The organism is Devosia limi DSM 17137, from assembly GCF_900128975.1.
Taxonomy (GTDB): Bacteria; Pseudomonadota; Alphaproteobacteria; order Rhizobiales; family Devosiaceae; genus Devosia; species Devosia limi.
In genome coordinates this window covers 138,489-151,296 of the sequence record NZ_FQVC01000002.1, presented here as the reverse complement: position 1 = coordinate 151,296, position 12,808 = coordinate 138,489, and the positions used below count along the sequence as shown (strand labels likewise).

General features: G+C 62.6%; 17 protein-coding genes and 1 tRNA gene. 10 read left to right on the top strand and 8 right to left on the bottom strand.

Going from position 1 to position 12,808, the window contains the following annotated elements; all coding sequences use genetic code 11:
• Nucleotides 1–242: 242 nt before the first annotated feature.
• The 4 genes from rplA to secE all read right to left on the bottom strand — a co-directional run bounded on the left by rplA (nt 243) and on the right by secE (nt 2,334).
• A complete protein-coding gene (rplA, locus tag BUA69_RS04050) occupies nt 243–935 on the bottom strand; it encodes a 50S ribosomal protein L1 (RefSeq protein ID WP_046136726.1) in 693 nt (230 codons plus the stop codon).
• Nucleotides 936–938: 3 nt separating this feature from the next.
• A complete protein-coding gene (gene rplK, locus BUA69_RS04045; RefSeq protein ID WP_046136725.1) occupies nt 939–1,367 on the bottom strand; it encodes a 50S ribosomal protein L11 in 429 nt (142 codons plus the stop codon).
• Between the two features lie 202 nt (nt 1,368–1,569).
• A complete protein-coding gene (gene nusG / locus BUA69_RS04040) occupies nt 1,570–2,100 on the bottom strand; it encodes a transcription termination/antitermination protein NusG (RefSeq protein ID WP_046136724.1) in 531 nt (176 codons plus the stop codon).
• A gap of 39 nt (nt 2,101–2,139) precedes the next feature.
• Nucleotides 2,140–2,334 (bottom strand): preprotein translocase subunit SecE, encoded by a 195-nt coding sequence (gene secE, locus BUA69_RS04035; RefSeq protein ID WP_046136723.1) that lies wholly within the window; start codon nt 2,332–2,334, stop codon nt 2,140–2,142.
• A 259-nt stretch (nt 2,335–2,593) separates the two neighbouring features.
• Between secE and BUA69_RS04030 the strand changes: the two genes are divergently transcribed.
• The 4 genes from BUA69_RS04030 to BUA69_RS04015 all read left to right on the top strand — a co-directional run bounded on the left by BUA69_RS04030 (nt 2,594) and on the right by BUA69_RS04015 (nt 4,205).
• Complete coding sequence (locus BUA69_RS04030) at nt 2,594–2,860, top strand: hypothetical protein (RefSeq protein WP_046136722.1); 267 nt, start codon at nt 2,594–2,596, stop codon at nt 2,858–2,860.
• Between the two features lie 114 nt (nt 2,861–2,974).
• Nucleotides 2,975–3,499 carry a thermonuclease family protein gene (locus BUA69_RS04025; RefSeq protein ID WP_052950732.1) on the top strand — a complete coding sequence of 175 codons (525 nt, stop codon included), beginning with the start codon at nt 2,975–2,977 and terminating at the stop codon, nt 3,497–3,499.
• A 48-nt stretch (nt 3,500–3,547) separates the two neighbouring features.
• Nucleotides 3,548–3,832, top strand: coding sequence for a hypothetical protein (locus tag BUA69_RS04020; protein WP_052950731.1), 285 nt, complete (start codon nt 3,548–3,550; stop codon nt 3,830–3,832).
• A 139-nt stretch (nt 3,833–3,971) separates the two neighbouring features.
• Nucleotides 3,972–4,205: a hypothetical protein gene (locus BUA69_RS04015; RefSeq protein ID WP_046136721.1), complete on the top strand. Its 234-nt coding sequence runs from the start codon at nt 3,972–3,974 to the stop codon at nt 4,203–4,205.
• Here BUA69_RS04015 and BUA69_RS04010 read toward each other — a convergent pair.
• Nucleotides 4,202–5,395 (bottom strand): GGDEF domain-containing protein, encoded by a 1,194-nt coding sequence (locus BUA69_RS04010; RefSeq protein ID WP_046136720.1) that lies wholly within the window; start codon nt 5,393–5,395, stop codon nt 4,202–4,204. The two genes, BUA69_RS04015 and BUA69_RS04010, sit on opposite strands and share 4 nt — an antisense overlap.
• Nucleotides 5,396–5,591: 196 nt before the next feature.
• Between BUA69_RS04010 and BUA69_RS20910 the strand changes: the two genes are divergently transcribed.
• Both BUA69_RS20910 and BUA69_RS04005 read left to right on the top strand, forming a co-directional pair.
• Complete coding sequence (locus BUA69_RS20910; protein ID WP_169749463.1) at nt 5,592–5,759, top strand: Thivi_2564 family membrane protein; 168 nt, start codon at nt 5,592–5,594, stop codon at nt 5,757–5,759.
• 147 nt (nt 5,760–5,906) lie between these two features.
• Nucleotides 5,907–6,215, top strand: a complete 309-nt coding sequence (locus tag BUA69_RS04005) for a lipoprotein (protein ID WP_046136719.1) — start codon at nt 5,907–5,909, stop codon at nt 6,213–6,215.
• Between the two features lie 19 nt (nt 6,216–6,234).
• On the opposite strand, the gene BUA69_RS04000 is transcribed toward BUA69_RS04005, so the two are convergent.
• Together BUA69_RS04000 and BUA69_RS03995 are read right to left on the bottom strand one after the other, a co-directional pair.
• A complete protein-coding gene (locus tag BUA69_RS04000) occupies nt 6,235–6,531 on the bottom strand; it encodes a DUF4287 domain-containing protein (protein WP_046136718.1) in 297 nt (98 codons plus the stop codon).
• A 217-nt stretch (nt 6,532–6,748) separates the two neighbouring features.
• A tRNA-Trp gene (locus tag BUA69_RS03995) sits at nt 6,749–6,824 on the bottom strand.
• 169 nt (nt 6,825–6,993) lie between these two features.
• Here BUA69_RS03995 and BUA69_RS03990 point away from each other — a divergent pair.
• The 3 genes from BUA69_RS03990 to BUA69_RS21395 all read left to right on the top strand — a co-directional run bounded on the left by BUA69_RS03990 (nt 6,994) and on the right by BUA69_RS21395 (nt 9,518).
• Nucleotides 6,994–7,287: an ArsR/SmtB family transcription factor gene (locus BUA69_RS03990; protein ID WP_244468810.1), complete on the top strand. Its 294-nt coding sequence runs from the start codon at nt 6,994–6,996 to the stop codon at nt 7,285–7,287.
• Between the two features lie 109 nt (nt 7,288–7,396).
• Nucleotides 7,397–7,984 (top strand): HupE/UreJ family protein, encoded by a 588-nt coding sequence (locus BUA69_RS03985; RefSeq protein WP_046136795.1) that lies wholly within the window; start codon nt 7,397–7,399, stop codon nt 7,982–7,984.
• Between the two features lie 376 nt (nt 7,985–8,360).
• Nucleotides 8,361–9,518, top strand: coding sequence for a hypothetical protein (locus BUA69_RS21395; protein WP_046136716.1), 1,158 nt, complete (start codon nt 8,361–8,363; stop codon nt 9,516–9,518).
• Nucleotides 9,519–9,762: 244 nt separating this feature from the next.
• On the opposite strand, the gene BUA69_RS03975 is transcribed toward BUA69_RS21395, so the two are convergent.
• Nucleotides 9,763–12,099 carry an autotransporter outer membrane beta-barrel domain-containing protein gene (locus tag BUA69_RS03975; RefSeq protein ID WP_178371389.1) on the bottom strand — a complete coding sequence of 779 codons (2,337 nt, stop codon included), beginning with the start codon at nt 12,097–12,099 and terminating at the stop codon, nt 9,763–9,765.
• Between the two features lie 60 nt (nt 12,100–12,159).
• On the opposite strand from BUA69_RS03975, the gene BUA69_RS20905 reads away from it, so the two are divergent.
• Complete coding sequence (locus tag BUA69_RS20905; protein ID WP_160300161.1) at nt 12,160–12,756, top strand: hypothetical protein; 597 nt, start codon at nt 12,160–12,162, stop codon at nt 12,754–12,756.
• Nucleotides 12,757–12,808: the final 52 nt, after the last annotated feature.

Genomic DNA, 12,808 nt, shown 5'->3' with positions numbered 1-12,808 from the left:
CCCGTGCGGGGTGGAGGAGCAACGGTTACATGCCTGTCAACCGTGCCCCTAAGGGCAACTGGCCTGGTTCGAACCACGACACACAGGCCCTTGCGGACCCGGAAATCTTGGTTTTCACCCCATCTATGCTGGCGTCGGTGGACATTAAGCCAACCCAGATTGGTTGGCACCGGCAGTCTCGGACAGGACTTTACCCTCCTTGCGGAAGGCAAGACTGGACGGGCGAACCCGTCCAGAATTTCTTAGAGAGCCGAAGCCGGCTCGACGTGTACGCCTGGGCCCATCGTCGACGAGACGGCGACGCGCTTGACGTAGGTGCCCTTGGCACCGGCAGGCTTGGACTTCAGAACGGCGTCGGTGAACGCCTTGATGTTCTGCAGCAGGGCTTCGTTCGAGAACGACACCTTGCCAACGCCAGCGTGCAGGATACCGGCCTTCTCGACGCGGTATTCCACGGCGCCGCCCTTGGCTGCCTTGACGGCGCCGGCGACATCGGGAGTAACCGTGCCAACCTTGGGGTTCGGCATCAGGTTGCGCGGGCCCAGGATCTTACCCAGGCGACCGACCAGCGGCATCATGTCAGGGGTGGCAATGCAACGATCGAAATCGATCTTGCCAGCCATGATCTGTTCCATCAGGTCTTCGGCGCCAACGATGTCGGCACCAGCCTTGAGGGCTTCGTCTGCCTTGGCATCCTTGGCGAACACAGCCACGCGCACGGTCTTGCCGGTGCCGTTGGGCAGGTTCACGACGCCACGGACCATCTGGTCGGCGTGACGCGGATCAACACCGAGGTTGATCGCGATTTCGATGGTTTCGTCGAACTTGGCCGAAGCCCGGTCCTTGACCATCTTCACCGCTTCATCAAGCTTGTACAGCTTGTTGCGGTCGATGCCCTCACGAGCCTTGACGATCTTCTTGCCAGCTTTTGCCATCTATCAGCCCTCGACCTGAATGCCCATGGAACGGGCAGAGCCGGCGATCATCGACACAGCAGCGTCGATATTGTCGGCGTTGAGATCCTTCATCTTCTTTTCGGCGATATCACGCAGCTGCGCCACGGTGATGGTGCCAGCCGATTCCTTGCCCGGCAGCTTGCTGCCCGACTTCAGGTTGACGGCCTTCTTGATGAAGTAGGTGACCGGCGGCTGCTTCATCTCGAAAGTGAAGCTCTTGTCGGCATAGGCGGTGATCACGACTGGAATGGGCGAACCCTTTTCCATTTCCTGCGTGGCAGCATTGAATGCCTTGCAGAATTCCATGATGTTCAGGCCGCGCTGACCGAGTGCCGGCCCGATCGGCGGGGACGGCGTTGCGGAGGCAGCGGGTACCTGCAGCTTTACGTAGCCAACGATTTTCTTTGCCATAATCGTCCTATCTTAAAATGCCCGCTGTCACGCGGACCGTTTGACGCTGTGGTCTGAGGTTTGACCGGCAGCTTGGCAGCCACCGCCCTCTCCCACAGATTTCATCCCGCCGAAGCGCGATGTTCTCTGGCTTACGCCAGAAACTCGGTATTGCCGCACCTGCACCGCAGCCACCAGAAAGGGCCGCGCTGGCGCGACAGGATCAGACCTTTTCGACCTGACCGTATTCGAGCTCCACCGGAGTGGGACGCCCGAAAATTGACACTTCGACCTTGAGGCGCGCGCGCTCTTCGTCGACCTCTTCCACCACGCCGTTGAAGCTGGCGAATGGGCCGTCCGAGACGCGGACATTTTCGCCCACTTCGAAGGAAACCGAAGGCTTGGGATGCTCGACGCCTTCCTGCACCTGCTGCAGGATCGCCATTGCTTCCTTTTCCGAGATCGGCATCGGCTTATTGTCCGAACCGAGGAACCCGGTAACCTTGGGTGTATTCTTGATCAGGTGGAATGCCTGATCGGTCATTTCCATCTTCACCAGCACATAGCCGGGAAAGAATTTGCGCTCGGCATCGACCTTGCGGCCGCGACGGACTTCGACGACCTTTTCGGTCGGAACGATCACATCTTCGAACAGGTGCTCAAGCTTGGTCTGAGCGACCTTTTCCTTGATGGATTCCGCCACCTTGCGCTCGAAATTCGAGTAAGCCTGAACGATGTACCAGCGTTTGGCCATGCCGCGTCGCCGCTCCTAAATTCTAATTTCCGAACCCGCTCAGCGGATCGACAACAACAGCGAAACCAGCCACGAGATGACCTGGTCGGCGAGCAGGAAGAACAGACTCGCAGCAGTCACCAGAACAAGCACCATGATCGTCGAGATCAGGACTTCATTCCGCCCCGGCCAGGTAACCTTGGAAACTTCCGTGCGCACCTGCTGCAGGAATGTGATCGGGTTCGTACGGGCCATATGCGAATCAACTCTTTGGGTTTTTGGTGCAAAACCAAAGGCCGCGCAGGTTACCCGCACGGCTGGAAGTTGGGTATCTAGAGGGTTTACCCACCAAATGCAACTGGCCGACGCTCAGATTTTGCCACCACGCCTCCGAACCGGAGGCCTGCAGGAGTTAACAAAGAATGGAGATAAATACAAATCCGGCTTGCCAGCCCCTCAAGGGCATCGTTTGATCTATTGCCGTGGAATTTATTCTGTCTGAGGGGGCAGATATATGTCGTTCGAGGTTAAGGCCTGCCAGGTTCTCTATTACGGTCCACACGGGGCCATCGCCGGCCGCACCACCGGCGTTGTCCGCGTTCGCATCCATGAGACCTTCATGGGCAATGCCAGCGATTACGCCCTCGATCTCAAGGTCCGCTGCGATACCGGCCCTGCCCCGGCCAATGAGGTCCGCACGGCCCTCCTGGCCCACGCGGCTCATCAGCTGAACCGCCTCAAGGCCCGCCACACCGAGAAATTCCGGACCGCAGCCGAATAGCAGCCTGACGCCGCCCCCTTCCATTACGCAGAACCGCCTACGCGATCCTGCGCTCACACTTGCTTAGCCAGTCGCCTCATATCCTTGCGCATTCGCCAGCGCGAGGGATGTCGCATGAGCACTTTTCGCAGGTTCGGCCGCGCCGGCTTCCGGCCGGCACCGCGCCCAGGCGGCTGGCGGCGCCTGTTGGCGGCGCGCTGGGAGATCTTCGCCAGCCTCGTCATCCTCACCTCCGCCAGCCTGATCACCGTCGAAGTCTTCCCCACAATCGCCGATGCCGCTCTTCCCCGGCGCGGCGTCAATCTCTGCACCGGGGCGGCTGCCACCGATTGCGTCATCGATGGCGACACCATCCGCTGGGCCGGCCAGATTATCCGCCTCCAGGATATCGACGCCCCCGAGATCCGCGATTTCAAATGCCCCGCCGAACAGGCCCTCGGCAATCGCGCAACAGAACGGTTACGCGAACTGATGGGCAGCCCCATTATCGAGCTTACTCGCATCGGCAGTCGCGACGAAGACCGCTATGGCCGCAAGCTCCGCGTCGTCTCCGATGGTCGGCACTCGCTCGGTGCCATTCTGGTCGCCGAGGGGTTGGCCCGCCCATGGGATGGCGCCCGCCGCAGCTGGTGCGGCTGATCCCGCCGCAACGCGTGATTTGCATCCGCCTCGGCTGCGCACCATTATATGGCCATGAGCATCCGCACCTCCACTCGGCGTATCTGTCTGACCCTGCTTGTTCTGGGCGCAACGGCCATGCCCGCGCTGGCCTATTGCCCGAGCGTGCCGGACGGCCCCGAGACCAACAATGTCGAGAACAGCCGCGAACGCGCCCTCTGCATGCAGGGCCAGCTGGAATATGACGCCAGCATTCAGCGGATGCAGTCGCAGTTCGACAGCCTCAAGACCAGCATCGACCAGCTGGAAATCCAGCGCCGCTTCGACCGCCTCCCCCGCCCCGGCCACTTCTAGCCGCACGTTCTGACTATAGAGGGCCTGCCCCAGACCCGGTGTCATCCGGCTCCGGAGCGCGCCCCGCTCCGTCAGCCCCAGATTTCCCACCGCCCGCCGCGAACTGTGTTAAGCCCTCGGCTCCAACCAGCGAGGCCCCATGGTCACCGCCTATATCGTGCAGAGCTTTCAGCTTCGTGGGCGCAAGCTCACTCCCGACCAGCCCAAGACCGCCAAGACCCGCGAGGCCTGCATCGCGCTGGCCGAACGCATGGGCGAGTACAAGGCTGGTGTCTTCGCCTTCTCCCAGGATGTCGATATCGAAACCGACACCTATGACGAGCCCCGCGTCCTGCTCAGGCTCGGCTCGCTACCGCCCGGCCTGCCCGATTAATCCGCCTGGGGCGCCCGAACCAGGCGAAGCGGCTGGCGCACCCCCGCATCGAACGCCGCCACGCCGTTGCGGCCCGCCGACTTGACGCGGTAGAGCGCCGCATCGGCCCGCGCCAGCACCGATGTGTGCGTTTCCGCATCGCCATTGGGGCCATCTGCGACCCCGATGCTCACCCGCAGCGTAAGCCGGCGGTCCCGCCAGTGCAGCGGCGATGCCGCCAGTTCCGCCTGAATGCGCCTTGCCGCCACCATGGCGGCGTCCGCATCCGTCTCGGGCATCAATGCGCAGAACTCGTCCCCGCCCTGCCGGGCCAACAGGTCGCCATCGCGCATGACGGCGCCCGCCACTCCGGCAAAATGCACCAGCGCCGCGTCGCCGGCGGCATGGCCATGGGCGTCGTTGATTTCCTTGAACTCATCGAAATCGATGACCATCAGCGCATAGCGCCGCCCATTGCTCTTGGCGCGCACCTGCTCCTGCGCCAGCCGCTCATTCAGCTTGCGCCGATTGGCCAGCCCCGTCAGTTCGTCGCGATCTGCCAGTTCCGCCACTTCCGCGCGCAACCGCTCGATTGTCATGACCGCAAAGCCGAAATTCCACACCACGCCGCTGAAGATCACGCAGAGTAGGTTATAGGAGGCAATCTGGTAGAACACCGCGAAATCCAGATGCCCCGCCATTACCAGCGCGTTCGACGTGATCGTAGACACATGGCCAACAAAGCCGACGGCCATGGCGAAGGCAGCGATATAGCGGCCAGCGGCATATTGGCGCCGGGTCATCACGAAGATGATCCCGAGCAGCATCGGCATGGACTGGCCGGCCGAATAGACCACGCTGCGCGCCCGGTCATTGTCATGAAACACCAGCATCATCACGACGCTGGCCAGCGTGCAGATAACGGCGACATCCTGCCGCCCAGCCGCACCGAAGAAGCGCCGCACCCCCACCCAGAGCTGGAAGAAGCCCAGGATGACAATGCCATTGCCGATGACGGCAGGCGCCAAAGCCCCGGCATTGCCCTGGATCGCCAATACGGCTCCGCCCAGCGTCATCAGCAGGCACCCGGCCAGCCAGTAGCGCGCGGCAATCAGCGGGCGATAGCTCACCACGATTGCCGCCCAGATCACCGAGACGGTGAGCGAATTGAGCAGAATGACGATATAAAGCGTCAGGAAATCCAGTGCCATCTGTGCCTCCGCGATCGAGCGGAAGCTGTAGGCCGCGCGATGTTAAATGACCATCAAGCCGATTGGCGGCATTTGGCTGCAGGCCGATGCGCGCCGTTAACGCTGCTGGCGCCCATAATGGCGTCCCCGCTCACGGAACGACTTGCTCGCGGCCTGCGTTGTGCAGCAGCGCAGTTGGCGCTATCGGAGATTTCGCATGGGCACGTCGGCACTTATCAGCATTCTCGTCACCTTTCTCGTCGTCGTTCTCATCCTCTGGCTGGTCCAGCGGCTGCCCGTCGAAGCGCGTTTGCGCCAGATCCTGCAGATCGTGGTGATCGTCCTCGGCATCATCTCGCTGCTGAAATACCTCGCCGTGTTCTAGGCGCTGGCCTCACCAGGACTGAACCGACGGCCCGGATTGCCATCCGGGCCGTTTGCTTTTGCCATCCCGGTCTTGCGGGCGGCGCCCGCCCGCTTGTGACCTGACCGGCCCGACGCTAGATTGCCGCGCAATTGCGGAGATTCATCGATGAAGAAGATCATTCTGCTGGTTGGCGCGGCCGTGCTTCTGGCTGGTTGCCAGACCACCAGCCCCGAAGAACGACTGGCAAATCAAAATGCCACCTGCGCCGGCTATGGCTTCAAGCCGGGCACCGATGGCTTTGCCAATTGCATGATGCAGATGGACCGCGACGAACAGGCCGACTACCGGCGCCGACAGCAGGAACTGAGCGATTCCATGTATGACATGAACCGCTCGATGCGGATGAACCGACCGGTCATCTGCAATACGGTTGAATCGCCAACTGGCGCATCCACCACCACCACCTGCTTCTGATCCCAGCGGCAGCCCGGGGTCAGCCCTGGGCTGGCTTGCTCGCCGCCCCATCAAGCCACAGCATATCGCTCTCGTCCCGGTGCGATCCCGTCGAGCCGACATGCTTTGCGTCGATCGCCGGCCCCTTCTTGATGACATGCACCATGGCCATCCCATGCCCACGCCCGAGATCGTACTCGGCCTTCAGCCAGTCAAGAATTTGCCCGGCCTTGACGCTGGGATCATCCAGGCCCTTCGATTTCGCCAGCACGACGATCTGTCGTGGCGTGAGCCCGGTTTTGACCTCTACGGCGTCGAGATAGGCCTGGAATGACATTGCGATTTCTCCAATCAGTGCTCGGCATTTGAAACGCAGAACCGCGCTCCTCTGCCTTCACGACGAAGCTGACAGCCCGGTTTCGACAACCAGTTCAGAAAACTTTATGCCCGGAACCGCCAGCACCTTCCGCAAGCATCACATGAACAAACGCCACTAACCGGCTGTCATATCGACAACCGGCTGCACCGCTTTGGAATTTCTTGGATTTATTGCCTGGCAGGGGCGGGGGGACTCGAACCCACGACCCTCGGTTTTGGAGACCGATGCTCTACCAACTGAGCTACACCCCTTCAGGCGAGGCTGTGTCTAATGGCAAAGCCTGCTTCGCGCAAGACCCCCAATCGCGCTTGCACGCACTTATCTGCGGCTGGGCGTCATGAGCGGTCACGCCCCGGCACTGGCGAATCGTCGGCGCACATGGGCAGACTCCCCAATCCCAGCAGCAAGGCCACCGCCCCCGTGAGCGAACCGACCCCCGAGCAGATCGCCACCATTGCCCAGACCTATCGTCTGCTGGGCGATGCCACGCGACTGCGTATCCTGCTGGTCTGCCTGCAGGGCCCCCTGCCCGTCAACGAAATCGCCCGCCGGACCGAGGCCTCGCAATCCCTGGTCAGCCACCACCTGCGCCTGCTGCGCGCTGCCCGGCTGGTCAAGGGTACGCGCCAGAACAAGCAGGTGTTCTACGAGGCCGGCGACGATCATATCCGCCATATGCTGGCCGACATGATCGACCACGTCGCCGAGCACTAGCCGGGATTTACAAACAGCCGCCCGCCCTCAATACTCAATGCGCGAGTTTGTGGAAGTCGGAAGGGTGGCACGCGGTGCCGCCCGCGATTTGATTCCCGAAAGGATCACCATGCGCCTGCTCCTCGCCCTGCTGCTGACCGTCCTGCTCCCCAGTGTTGCCTTTGCCCATACCGGTGTCGGCGAGACCGCAGGCTTCGTCTACGGCTTCCAGCACCCCATTGGCGGCATTGACCACGTCCTGGCGATGATCGCCGTTGGCGTTTTTGCCTATGTTCTGGGCGGCAAGGCGCTGTGGCTGGTTCCCCTGTCCTTCATCGCCATGATGATCGCTGGCTTCGCCCTTGGGGCGAGCCAGCTCGACCTGCCATTCGTCGAACTCGGCATCGCCCTTTCCAGCGTCGTCATCGGCGCCGCGGCGGCAATGGGCCGCCCGATGCCGGTTGCCGCTGCCATGGGTCTGGTCGGCATCTTCGCCATTCTCCACGGCCACGCCCACGGCGCCGAAATGCCGGAAACCGCCGGTGGGTTCGTCTATGCGGCCGGCTTTGTCGCCGCCACCGCGCTGCTCCATCTCACCGGCATTCTCGCCACGTCCGGCGTCGCTGCCCTTGTTGGACGCCATGGCCGGCCTGCGGCCCGATTTGCCGGTGCAGCTTTCGCACTGGCCGGCGTCGGCGTGCTGGCCGGCTGGCTCTGATCGGGCACCAGCGGCCCACATTGCCGCCGCATTTTGCCAGCGCGACTGCCCGATTTCTGCGGGTTAGGACCGAGGATGACCATCTTTGCCAGGCTGGCAATAGCCTGATGTCTCCAACTTTGCCGCGCTGTCACAGCCGGAAAATTTGCCGTTTCAAGACCTCAGTCGGCTGCAGGTCGGTCATCTGCCACCCCCGATTGCCCCATCGCCACGGCCGCGCCCTACTTTGCCCAGAAGCTTGGGGCAGGTTGCGCTCCCTGCAGCCGAGCCGACCAGGCCGCCAACCGGCGGCGATGCTGCCGCGAACCGTAGCGGCCAGCAGCATCAACCGGCCACAAGTTGAGGTCACTGACCCTTCGGGACAGGAGAAGCAAGTTTGCTCAGAGTTTTGTACTTGGTCCCCAATCTGGCCGATGCTGCCGTCGCGCGTCGGATCGAGATGATGCGAACCGGCTCTGCCCAGGTGGCAGTCGCCGGCTTCCGTCGCGCCGATACGGCCGTGCCCGATTTCGATGTCAGCGCCTATTTGGAATTGGGTGAAACCTTCGATGCGCGCTTCGTCCAGAGCATCATGGCGGTCATCCGGGCCCATGGCACCCTGACTCGCCGCGCCGGCGCGCTGGGGGTGCCCGACGTCATCGTAGCGCGCAATCTCGAAATGCTGTCGCTGGCCAGCCGCCTGCAGTCCCTTTGGCCCAGCCGCCCACCCATCGTCTACGAATGCCTCGACATCCACCGTCTGCTGCTGCGCGGCGATGTGGTCGGCCGTGCCATGCGCAGCGCCGAGCGCCACTGGGCCAGAAAGGCATCGTTGCTGATCACCAGCTCGCCCGCCTTCCTCACCAACTACTTCGACATTCACGGCGCCCCACCCGCCCTTGTGGTGGAAAACAAGGTACTCTTCGAACACGGCCAGCGCGGCATCAACCCCGCCCTCACCCCTGGCCCAGCCGTGCCACTGCGCATCGGCTGGTTCGGAGCCCTCCGCTGCCGCAAGTCGCTCACCGCCCTTGCCGATTTCTCCAATGCCATGGGCGGCCGGGTGCAAGTCATCCTGCGCGGCCGCCCAGCCCTCAGCGAATTCGATGACTTCCATGGCTTCGTCGCCGCCCAGCCGCACCTCACCTTTGCCGGCCCCTATCGCAATCCCGGCGATCTGGCTGCCATCTATTCCAGGGTGCACCTGGCCTGGTCCATCGACTGCTTCGAGGAAGGCCAGAATTCCAGATGGCTGCTGCCCAACCGCATCTATGAGGGGAGCTTGCACGGTGCCGTCCCCATCACCCTGGAGGGCACCGAAACCGCCGCCTTCGCCAAGCGCCAGGGCATCGGCATCGCCCTGCCCGACATCACCCAGCCCAGCCTCATGGCCCGCATCGCCACGCTCGGTCCGCAAAAGCTGGCCGACCTGGCCAGCGCCGTCGCCAGCCGCAATCCCAGCAACTTCGCCTACGGCGCCACCGATTGCCACGCCTTCGTCTCGCGCCTGCAACGCCTGTGCGACCCGAAACCCAGCCTGACGGAGGCCGCATGACCATTGCCGACGCCCCCGCAAGCCCGCAAACCCTGATCGCCGTCCCCACCATCAGCGCGACCTCCATCTGGCGCCCTGCTTGATGGCCTGATGGTCGAGGCCGAGGCCATGGCTGCCTCAGCTTATCAACGTCACCCGTCGCGACATGAGGCTCATCGGCCCCGCCCTATCGTGCAGGGGTGCCATGGTCACGCTTCGGACCGTCAAAGTCGTCGTCTGCCCCGCTAACGAACCGCAAGGTGGACTAGAACTCCAGCGTCAATCCGGCCCTGGCTGTGTGATCCGTCCGGCCGCCGAAAAAGCGCCCGGTATAGTCAACCGACAGCTTAAGCTGCTCGGAGGCCGACCAGGTCAGTCCTGCGCCCAGTTCGAGGCGATCTCGACCGGACGTTGGGCTGACCACCGAGAACGGCGCTCCACCGCCAGCGAGCGTAACGGTCGACGTGGTGACATTGTCGCCGAAATTGTGCAGCCACAGAGCGCGGCCGCTGATTTCGAACTCATCGGCGCCGCCTTCAAGCCCATAGGCGAACTGCACACCAAGCGCCGATGTCAGACGCCAGGCGCTGCTGGCGGCAACAGTTGCGTTGAGGCCGGCCGCCCCGGTTTCGCTGAAGCCGCCATATCCGGACCAACCCAGCGACATGCCGGCCAGCGGGCCGACCTTGAGCCCATCGGACAACTCGAAGCCATATCCGGCCATGAGCGTGGCATCGACGCCCTGCATCCAGTATTGCGCGGCGGCCGTGTTGGTCAGGCCGCCGATGACGATATCGCGGGTGCTCGAAATATGGTTTGCCCCGTAGCTGAGGCTGCCGGAAACCGCCCAAAAATCGTCGGACCATTCGCCATAGAGGCCCACTTGCCCGCCTTGGGCATTGCTGCTGGCAAGGCGCGTCGGTGTGGTGGTCGTGGTGGCGGTGTAACCGACGCCCAGGCCAGCCACAGCCTCGCCACCCGCCAGGGTGCTACGCCGCTCATATCCCACCGCAAGACCACCCGCGGCCCATTCCGTCGTGGCGCCATTGCCATCGCTTTCGATGACACCGCGGCCCGCCATTGGCGTCATCCAGACGGCGTTGGCCGCGAACGGTGTCACCACCGGCTCCGCCGAGCCGACCGGACCGACCAGACCAATGCCGGCATCAACATAACTCATCACCGCGCCGGAGCCGCCGCCGGAGCCGCTGCCCATGGTGCCCTGGAACAGAGAAAAGGCCTGGTCGAACACCGCCTGGCCCGAAGCGTGACTGTCTCCCGAGGCGAGTTCATAAGCGCGCCTGGCGTCTGCGGGCGAGAGTCCAGTCAGCCCATTGGCTACCGGATCGCCTGGTGCGAATGCGCCAAGGGCATTGGCTGCCCCCGTCTGGTTCGACGTCTCGGCGACGTCCGCGAAGCTGGTATCGTTGCGCTTCAGCGTCAGATAGGCGTTGACCGGATCATAGGACAGCGTGGAGTCCAGGAAGGCGAAGTCATCGGTGACCGAGGCAAACCTGCCGCTCAGCCCGGCCGATGTGATGATGGTGTAGGTCGTGTCGGCTGCAAATGTCTTGCCATCGTCGCCGCTATTGACGGGACCAACCTGCACGGTCGCGCCCGGGTCGATGGTGACGGCGCCAGTGACGGCAACAAGATCGCTGTGAACACCAAGCGCATTGCCGCCGGCCGCGACTTCGACCTGCAGCACGGCTGCCGCACCCAGATCAAGGCCACCAGCAATTGTGAGCGTACCGATCGAATTGCCGGCCGCCAGGATACCCGAGGCAATGGTGGTGGTGCCAACCGTGCCAGAACCTTTCAGGGCGCCGCCATTTACGGTGAGCGCCGACGCGGCGATGGACCCGCTTACCGAAAGCGTTCCGGCATTGACGCTCGTGGCGCCGATATAGGTATTTGTGCCGCTCAGAACCAGCGTGCCCGCACCAGATTTGGTCACTGCCCCATTGCCGCTGATCACGCCGCCATAGGTGCTGGAATCGCTGCGATTGAAGGCCAGCGTTCCTGCATTGGCGACATTGCCGGAGAGTGCACCGGCGGTGCCGCCATTGCCGACCTGCAGGGTGCCGGCATTGATCGTTGTGCCGCCGCTATGAGTGGCATTGCCCGTCAAGGTCAGCGTGCCAGCGCCGGACTTGGTCACCACGCCAGCGCCGCTGATGGCACCGCCAAACGTCGAGGCGTCGCTGCGATCGAAGGCCAATGTTCCGGAATTGACGACATCGCCCGAGAGAGTTCCGGCGGTGCCGCCGTCCCCGACCGACAGGGTGCCGGAATTGATCACTGAGCCGTTCCAGGTCCCGACGGTCAGGATCGCGCCGGTATTGGCCAGCACGGCTCCATTCCAGGTTCCCCCGTTGAAGATGGTGCCTGCATTGGCCCGGACATCGCCGTTCCAGATGCTCTGGGCGTAATAGTTACTGATGAAATTGTCATTGGTGAAAATATCACCTTCCCACAGCCCACCATTATAAATATCGCCGCTATTAGCCAAGATGTTGCCGTTCCAGATGCTCTCCAGATCATAATTGTCGATGGTACCGGAATTGCTTACAACGTCTCCGTTCCAAGTGCTGGTGTCCATATTGTTAATGGTACCGGCATTTTCCCAGACGTCACCCGTCCAGGTGCTGTTTAACATTGATTGGATGATACGGTTATTGGTTCTGACGTCGCCGCGCCAATCGCCGTTTTTCTGAATGATCGTGCCGGTATTGGCCATCACATGGCCCACCCATTGCGGGCGGTCCGCGCTGCCTGCGTCGCCTTGGCTAAAAAGGTCGCCGCTGTTGTGAACATCGCCATGCCAGGTCGCAGAATGATAATTGATAAGGGTTCCGCTGTTATCGAGCACGTCCCCTACCCAGCTGGCTCCGGCGTAATTGTTGACAAAGCCCTGGTTTTCTCTGAGGTCGCCAGTGACCGCGCCAGAATTGTTCAGGCCGTCCAGAAGGCCAGCCGCCTTCACGTCCATCGACTGAAAAGTCAGCTGTCCGGTCGCATCAATGGTCAGGCGGCCTGCCCCTACTTCAATGCTCCCGGCCGTCTGTGCGTCAACGACTATGGCGCGAGATTGCCCGATGACGACATTGTCGCCGATCGCTGGCAGTCCCATTGGACTCCAGTTCGTCGGATCGTTCCAGCCATCCACTGCATGCGGATTCCCGTTCCACGTAAAGTTCTCCGCCTGCGCGCTGTGAACGCCCGCAATCAGGCTCATGCCGGCGACCCCGGCCAGTAGCGCTCGCTGCTGGCTTCTCCGACGCGCGCCAATTGAGGGGGCACGCGTCCGA

What these genes read in the sequence shown, in the direction of transcription:
- rplA (WP_046136726.1), bottom strand. Translation starts at nt 935, where the DNA reads ATGGCAAAAGCTGGCAAGAAGATCGTCAAGGCTCGTGAGGGCATCGAC.
- rplK (WP_046136725.1), bottom strand. Translation starts at nt 1,367, where the DNA reads ATGGCAAAGAAAATCGTTGGCTACGTAAAGCTGCAGGTACCCGCTGCC.
- nusG (WP_046136724.1), bottom strand. Translation starts at nt 2,100, where the DNA reads ATGGCCAAACGCTGGTACATCGTTCAGGCTTACTCGAATTTCGAGCGC.
- secE (WP_046136723.1), bottom strand. Translation starts at nt 2,334, where the DNA reads ATGGCCCGTACGAACCCGATCACATTCCTGCAGCAGGTGCGCACGGAA.
- BUA69_RS04030 (WP_046136722.1), top strand. Translation starts at nt 2,594, where the DNA reads ATGTCGTTCGAGGTTAAGGCCTGCCAGGTTCTCTATTACGGTCCACAC.
- BUA69_RS04025 (WP_052950732.1), top strand. Translation starts at nt 2,975, where the DNA reads ATGAGCACTTTTCGCAGGTTCGGCCGCGCCGGCTTCCGGCCGGCACCG.
- BUA69_RS04020 (WP_052950731.1), top strand. Translation starts at nt 3,548, where the DNA reads ATGGCCATGAGCATCCGCACCTCCACTCGGCGTATCTGTCTGACCCTG.
- BUA69_RS04015 (WP_046136721.1), top strand. Translation starts at nt 3,972, where the DNA reads ATGGTCACCGCCTATATCGTGCAGAGCTTTCAGCTTCGTGGGCGCAAG.
- BUA69_RS04010 (WP_046136720.1), bottom strand. Translation starts at nt 5,395, where the DNA reads ATGGCACTGGATTTCCTGACGCTTTATATCGTCATTCTGCTCAATTCG.
- BUA69_RS20910 (WP_169749463.1), top strand. Translation starts at nt 5,592, where the DNA reads ATGGGCACGTCGGCACTTATCAGCATTCTCGTCACCTTTCTCGTCGTC.
- BUA69_RS04005 (WP_046136719.1), top strand. Translation starts at nt 5,907, where the DNA reads ATGAAGAAGATCATTCTGCTGGTTGGCGCGGCCGTGCTTCTGGCTGGT.
- BUA69_RS04000 (WP_046136718.1), bottom strand. Translation starts at nt 6,531, where the DNA reads ATGTCATTCCAGGCCTATCTCGACGCCGTAGAGGTCAAAACCGGGCTC.
- BUA69_RS03985 (WP_046136795.1), top strand. Translation starts at nt 7,397, where the DNA reads ATGCGCCTGCTCCTCGCCCTGCTGCTGACCGTCCTGCTCCCCAGTGTT.
- BUA69_RS03975 (WP_178371389.1), bottom strand. Translation starts at nt 12,099, where the DNA reads ATGGACACCAGCACTTGGAACGGAGACGTTGTAAGCAATTCCGGTACC.